At 36.5% G+C, this 7,092-nt stretch carries 8 protein-coding genes; all 8 read left to right on the top strand.

The window, feature by feature from the left end; all coding sequences use genetic code 11:
• On the top strand, positions 1 to 201 hold a 201-nt coding region (locus SGJ10_01705; GenBank protein MDZ4756840.1), incomplete at its 5' end, for a hypothetical protein.
• A gap of 196 nt (positions 202 to 397) precedes the next feature.
• On the top strand, positions 398 to 2,326 hold the full coding sequence (gene thrS, locus SGJ10_01700) for a threonine--tRNA ligase (protein MDZ4756839.1): 1,929 nt from the start codon (positions 398 to 400) through the stop codon (positions 2,324 to 2,326).
• On the top strand, positions 2,323 to 2,850 hold the full coding sequence (infC, locus tag SGJ10_01695) for a translation initiation factor IF-3 (GenBank protein MDZ4756838.1): 528 nt from the start codon (positions 2,323 to 2,325) through the stop codon (positions 2,848 to 2,850). The genes thrS and infC overlap by 4 nt, the downstream gene beginning before the upstream one ends.
• A 131-nt stretch (positions 2,851 to 2,981) precedes the next feature.
• On the top strand, positions 2,982 to 3,182 hold the full coding sequence (rpmI, locus tag SGJ10_01690) for a 50S ribosomal protein L35 (GenBank protein ID MDZ4756837.1): 201 nt from the start codon (positions 2,982 to 2,984) through the stop codon (positions 3,180 to 3,182).
• A gap of 89 nt (positions 3,183 to 3,271) precedes the next feature.
• Complete coding sequence (gene rplT, locus SGJ10_01685) at positions 3,272 to 3,616, top strand: 50S ribosomal protein L20 (protein MDZ4756836.1); 345 nt, start codon at positions 3,272 to 3,274, stop codon at positions 3,614 to 3,616.
• A 536-nt stretch (positions 3,617 to 4,152) separates the two neighbouring features.
• On the top strand, positions 4,153 to 5,220 hold the full coding sequence (locus tag SGJ10_01680; GenBank protein MDZ4756835.1) for a tetratricopeptide repeat protein: 1,068 nt from the start codon (positions 4,153 to 4,155) through the stop codon (positions 5,218 to 5,220).
• 5 nt (positions 5,221 to 5,225) lie between these two features.
• Positions 5,226 to 5,801 (top strand): pentapeptide repeat-containing protein, encoded by a 576-nt coding sequence (locus tag SGJ10_01675; protein ID MDZ4756834.1) that lies wholly within the window; start codon positions 5,226 to 5,228, stop codon positions 5,799 to 5,801.
• 247 nt (positions 5,802 to 6,048) lie between these two features.
• Positions 6,049 to 6,861, top strand: a complete 813-nt coding sequence (locus tag SGJ10_01670) for a flagellar motor protein MotB (protein MDZ4756833.1) — start codon at positions 6,049 to 6,051, stop codon at positions 6,859 to 6,861.
• Positions 6,862 to 7,092 lie beyond the last annotated feature (231 nt).

Below are 7,092 nucleotides of genomic sequence, written 5' to 3'. Positions count from 1 at the left end.
GTGATGATTGATAAAAACTATTTTGTCAACTTTAGCAGTTCGTTGGGTGTATTATATAGTGTAAACTTTGAGCACCAGATTTCTATCTATATTGGATATAGCGGATATTATAATATTAACAAGAACAAGTTGGACGACTATTTCTCATCTAGAATTACCTATATGCATAATTTTACATGGTATCAATGGGTCCATCATTAAATAGTTTTGAAAACAATTGATTAACTATTATAATAATGCTCATCATTCATAACTTATCATTTATAATTCATCATTAGTATTTAACTTATCATTTATAATTCATCATTAGTATTTAACTTATCATTTATAATTCATCATTAGTATTTAACTTTGCCGCCCAAAACATCCGCACACAGCGGATTAAATTTTATAAAACATGATCAATATTACTTTGCCCGATGGTTCGGTGAGACAGTACGAAGCTGGAGCTACAGGGCTTGATGTAGCCAAATCTATCAGCGAGGGACTTGCACGCAATGTGCTTGCCGCTGAAGTGAACGGTGTGACATGGGATGCCACACGACCTATTAACCAAGATGCGAGCATTCGCCTGCTTACGTGGAATGATACGGAAGGCAAAAATACATTTTGGCATTCATCGGCTCACTTACTTGCTGAGGCTATTGAAGCAATATATCCAGGAACTAAATTCGGAATTGGTCCTGCTATCGAACAAGGTTTTTATTATGATATAGACCTCGGTGGTAAAACCATAACCGTCGACGATTTTAAAAAGATTGAAGACAAAATGTTAGAGCTTGCCAAGCAGGCAAATGCTTATACCCGTAGCGAAGTAAACAAAGCCGATGCGACAAAATACTTCACCGAAAAAGGTGATGAATACAAACTTGAATTAATAGAAGGATTGAACGATGGTGAAATAACTTTCTATCAACAAGGTAATTTTACTGATTTGTGTCGTGGGCCACATATACCCAATACTGGTTTTATAAAAGCAGTGAAACTTACTACTGTGGCAGGTGCTTACTGGCGTGGTGATGAAAAACGCAAACAGCTTACACGTATATATGGGATCACTTTTACCAAAAATGCAGAGCTTACAGAGTATGTAGAAATGATGGAGGAAGCGAAGAAACGCGACCACCGCAAACTTGGTAAGGAACTCGAAATATTTACATTTGATGATGAAGTTGGCCCAGGTCTTCCGCTATGGTTGCCCAAAGGTGCCGCTATTATAGAACAGCTAGAAGAGCTTGCAAAAAAATCGGAGAAGGAAGCTGGATACCAAAGGGTTCGTACGCCACATATTGCCAAAGAAAGTTTATATATACGTAGCGGTCATTTGCCTTATTATGCCGAGAGTATGTTCCCGCCCATGGAATTGGATAATGTGAAATATTATTTGAAAGCCATGAACTGTCCGCATCACCATAAAATATTTGGGGCTACTCACAAAAGCTATAAAGATTTGCCGGTTCGTTTGGCCGAGTATGGAACTTGCTATCGTTACGAAGATTCAGGAAGTTTGTTTGGCTTAATGCGTGTGCGTTCTATGCAAATGAACGATGCACATATATATTGTACTAAGGAACAATTTGAAAGTGAGTTTAGAGCGGTGAATGAATTGTATCTGAAATATTTTAAAATATTTGGTATCGATAAATATATGATGCAACTGAGTAAGCACGATCCTGCCAAGCTTGGACAAAAATATTTGAACGAGCCTGAGCTTTGGTTAGAGACCGAAGATATGGTTCGCAAAGTATTAATCAATTCAGGAATTCCATTTGTGGAGATTGAAGATGAGGCAGCATTCTACGGGCCAAAGATTGATATACAAATATACTCTGCCATCGGTCGTCAGTTTACTTTGGCCACCAACCAAGTTGATTTTGCACAGGGCAAGCGTTTCGATTTAACTTATACCACCAAAGAAAATACACAGGAACATCCTATTATAATACATCGTGCACCACTGAGTACCCATGAGCGTTTCATCGGATTTTTATTGGAGCATTATGCAGGGAACTTCCCATTGTGGTTGGCTCCAGAACAAGTAGCGGTGCTGCCTATTTCAGATAAAAATGAGGAATATGCACAAAATGTTTTGAATGTGCTGAAAAAGTCCGATATTCGCGGCTTCGTTGACAGCCGTAACGAAAAAATTGGGAAGAAGATAAGAGACGCTGAAATTCAGAAAGTTCCGTACATGATTATCATTGGCGAGCAAGAACAGAATGAAGAGAAAATTTCAATTCGCCGCCATGGCAAGGGAGATTTGGGCAAACTTTCGGTTTCTGAATTCATAGGGCAAGTAAACGAAGAGATTAATAACAACAATTGAAAAAAAAAGAAGAACTATTTAGAATCAACAAGCGAATAACAGCTTGGGAGGTACGCTTAGTAGGCGACAATGTGGAACAAGGCATTTACTCTGCCAAAGATGCATTGGCTATAGCCGAAGAACAAGGAGTAGATTTGGTGGAAATTTCACCTAATGCCGAACCGCCTGTTTGCAAAGTTGTTGATTACAATAAATACTTATACGAGCAAAAGAAGAAGCAAAAAGAGTTGAAGGCTAACTCTGTGAAGAACGTAATCAAAGAAATACGTTTCGGCCCGAATACTGATGAGCATGATTTTAATTTCAAGCTTAACCATGCCAAAACCTTTTTGCAGGAAGGAAGCAAAGTGAGAGCTTATGTATTCTTCCGCGGAAGATCGATTGTATATAAAGAACGTGGCGAGGTATTATTACTTCAATTTGCACAAGACCTAAGTGAGGTGGGCAAAGTGGAGCAATTACCAAAATTAGAAGGAAAGAAAATGTTCCTACTGATGTCGCCAAAAGGGAAGGTAGCGAAGTAACCGTAGGGTTATGGCCGTCAGCTAAAGCAGACGGGGATAGACTGGCAGCAGACGGGGATAGACGGGGATAGACTGGCAGCAGACGGGGATAGAAAATAAAAAACAATAACTATAAAATATAAAATACCACGATGCCAAAGCAAAAGACAAATTCAGGAGCCAAAAAACGTTTTAAAATAACAGGCTCAGGCAAAGTAAAAATGGCCCATGCATACAAGAGTCATATACTTACCAAAAAAAGTACTAAACGTAAACGCCGCCTTACCCACAAAGGAATTGTGAATGATGCCGATATGGGCAATGTTCGTAGGTTGTTAGCTATAGGGAAGTAATTAAGAAAAACCGGAAAAGGGCTTCTTTATCAGAAAGCAAGTGTAGTACAGTGTTGCTGCCGCCCCAACCAACTAATATATAATATACTATGCCAAGATCGGTAAACCATGCGGCCAGTAAAGCCCGCAGAAAAAGAATTCTTAAAATGGCCAAAGGCTATTGGGGAACTCGTAGTAATGTTTGGACCATTGCTAAAAACGCAGTTGAAAAAGGCTTAACTTATGCCTACCGCGACCGTAAAACCAAAAAACGTAACTTCCGTTCATTATGGATTGTACGTATCAATGCAGGAGCTAGAATCCACGGAATGTCTTATTCTGTATTGATGGGTAAACTTCACAAAAATGGTTTGGAATTGAACCGTAAAGTATTGGCCGACTTAGCCATGAATCATCCAGAAGCTTTTAAAGCGGTGGTTGAGAAAGTGAAATAAGACTATCATACTTTTTGTTAGAAATTATAAAGCACCTGAGAGGGTGCTTTTTTTGTGGGGTGCTAATGGATTGTCAAAAAAAACCACCTCCCGACCCACGAGAGATGGCTTATCAAGCTGCATGGGAACTCGAATCCCATATCTTATGGCAGCATAATCCATAACCCATTTCTTAGGGTAACAGTCTGAATATTTTCAAAATTATTTATTATCATGCCAACCTCCTATGAATTTTTTTGAAAGAACCTTAAATCCATTTATAACGAAATTCAATATATAATAGTCCAAAAGAAAGGGGACTAATCCAGCACACAATTAAAAGCTGGGGGATTAATTGCTCCGCCCGTAAGTATGAAATCGGTGATGGTGGGGAAATCGTTTGATTTGTAATTATATTTGTCAAATTATTCCGAGGCTTCGGAACTCGCAACAGCACGAAATAACTAACAATAATGGCCAAAATATATACAGCAGAAAAAATATTCGATAAACTAGATTATACCCAATGGACAACACCAATTATAATATAAACTAAAATGAAAAAAACTCTTTTATTACTCTTAATTTCTTGTGCGACTACTATGCTATTAGCCCAAGACAAAAACACTGCTGAAAAATATGTGAATGAAGGGATTATTTTGCATGACAAAGGCGACTATGAAGCTGCCATTGCCAAATACGACCAAGCACTAGAATTCGACAAAAACAATCTAGTTGCTTTATCTGAAAAGGCACTTACTTGTTTTTCGCTCCAAAAATATGATGAGTCGATTAGATGTTGTAAAAAAGTTATTGAACTATATCCAGAAAACAAAAATATAGTATCGGTATATGTTACTTATGGCAATGTATTAGATGCGACGGAAAAAACAGATATTTCCATAGAAATATATAATGAAGGCATAAAATTATTTCCTGATAACTATCAATTGTATTTCAACAAGGGAGTTACCTTATCTGGAATGAAAGAATATGATGAAGCTATTAAAGCTTTTCAAAAAGCTATAAGTATTAATCCAAAACATGCAAGTTCCCACAATGCGATTGCTAGAATATTGAACGTAAAAAAGAAAAGGATTCCCTCGCTATTGGCCTTTTGTCGATTTATGGTTTTGGAACCTGGAAGTAGCAGGGGTATTGATAATTTGGAAAGCATTAAAAAACTAATAAATAGCAGTGCTCAAAAAACAGGAAATAATAGTATTACTATTAGTATAACGCCTGATATGTTAAGCGACACAAGTGCTAACGGCAAACCAAAAGAAAATAGTTTCACTTCTACCGACTTAATATTAGCTATAGAAGCAGGTCTCGACTTTGATAAAAGCAATAAGAAAAAAACAGAGGTGCAACTATTTATTAGTAAAATAGAATTGGTATGCTCATCGTTGAAAGAAACAAAAAAAGATAACTATGGATTTTATTGGGATTATTATGTTCCTTATTTTTTAGAAATGAAAGAACAAGATATGATTGAAACATTTGGTTATATAGCTTTTAGTTCATCCAACGACAAAAAGGTGAAGAAATGGATAAAATCTCATCAGGATGAGATAGCAAAATTCTTTGCTTGGTCCAAAGCATACACTTGGAAAGCTGAATAATATCAATGGACAAAACATATACAGAAGACAAAGTTTTCGATAAAATAGATCATTCTAAAACACCTTTTACCAAAGGTGAATACGAAAACTGTATATTTAATAATTGTATATTTGAGAATGCAGATTTATCTGAAATAAATTTTACTACCTGTGAGTTTAAGGACTGTAATATGAGCTCGGCAAAGCTGGTGCAGACTGCATTTAGAGAAGCGAAATTTAAAAGTTGCAAACTGATGGGCCTGCATTTTGAGAACTGTAATCCATTTCTTTTTTCTGTAGCATTTGAAGATTGTATATTAAATCTTTCTTCATTTTATAAACTAAATGTAAAGAAAACCAAATTCAGCAATTGCAGTTTGCATGAAGTTGATTTTACAGAAACTGACCTCACACAATCTTCATTTGACAACTGCGATTTGATGGGTGCCATCTTCGATCATACTATTATAGAAAAAGCCGATTTTCGTTCCGCATTTAATTATATATTAGACCCAGAAACCAATAGAATTAAAAAGGCAAAGTTCTCCGCTGTGGGGCTTGCGGGTTTGTTGAATAGGTATGATATTGAGATTGAGGGGTGAGGAAATAGACCTGTAAAGCACGTATCTGGTGTCATTTCGCCGACTATTATGTTAGCTAATACAACGGCATCCATAGGGAATATTCGGGATTTAACCGAGACCCAAACGGATAAAAGAATTGGGCAAATTTGAAAATGACTGCGACAAAACTAAAAATTATAAATATGTGAATTATGCAACTTATTATACATATTATATAACATTTCAGTGAATCATAGCCCTCAAATTTGCAAAAAAAACTATTATTATGAAATCTATATACTCCCTATTAGTCCTTGTATGCTTTGCTTCACTTTTAAACTTTAGTTGTGTTTCTAAAAAGAAATATAGAGCTTCGCAAGCCACTGTTGAGCGATTACAGGTGGATAGCACGGCATTGCATGGTAAAGCAGCACAATGTGCTGTATCTGTAAAAGAATGTAATACTGCTTTAGCCCAATCTAAAGATTTAGTATCACAACTTAGTAACAAAAATGCAACAGTGCTTAATGACTTGCAAACTCTTTCGAAGAACTCACAAATGACCATTGCAGACCAAGCAAAAAGGCTTGCCGATATGCAAAATATAATTTTAGCACAAAGGGATATCATGAGCAAATTGAAGAAAACTGTTGCAGACGCATTGGTTGGTTTTACACCTGAGGAATTAAGTATTGAAATTAGAGATGGGAATATATATGTATCACTTCAAGAAAAATTATTGTTTAAATCGGGTAGTGATAAAGTAAGTGCAAATGGTAAAGGAGCATTGCAAAAACTGGCAACGGTATTAAATAGCAATCCAGATATTAATGTAGATATTCAAGGGCATACCGATAGTGTTCCAATCAAAGGAACATTTGTAGACAATTGGGCATTAAGTGTGGCAAGGGCTACTTCTATAGTACGCATATTAACTTTAGAAAATGGCGTAAACCCGCGTAGTATCGTGGCATCTGGACGCGGAGAATTTATTCCTGTAGCCACTAATTTAACTGCAGATGGAAGGGCAAGTAATCGCAGAACTGAGATTATTCTATCACCCAATTTAACTGAATTGTTTAAACTGCTCAATCAATAATAATATGTGTTTGAGTTGGTGTTAATTTCTGATTGGGAAATTGACCCGATTTGTTAATTACAGCCTGTATGAAGTAGATTTTATACCGAAACTCAATATATAATAGTCCAAAAAAAGGGGGACTAAACATATTGTAGTTCGGCATTACCACCGAAACTCAATATATAATAGTCCAAAAGAAAGGGACTAATCCTCCCGCATCCCGATAATTATCGGGATTAAGCGGGGCTT

This window comes from Bacteroidota bacterium (assembly GCA_034439655.1).
GTDB lineage: Bacteria > Bacteroidota > Bacteroidia > UKL13-3 > UKL13-3 > CANJUD01.
The sequence above is the reverse complement of the archived record's forward strand: the minus strand, read 5'-3'. Positions and strand labels throughout refer to the sequence as shown.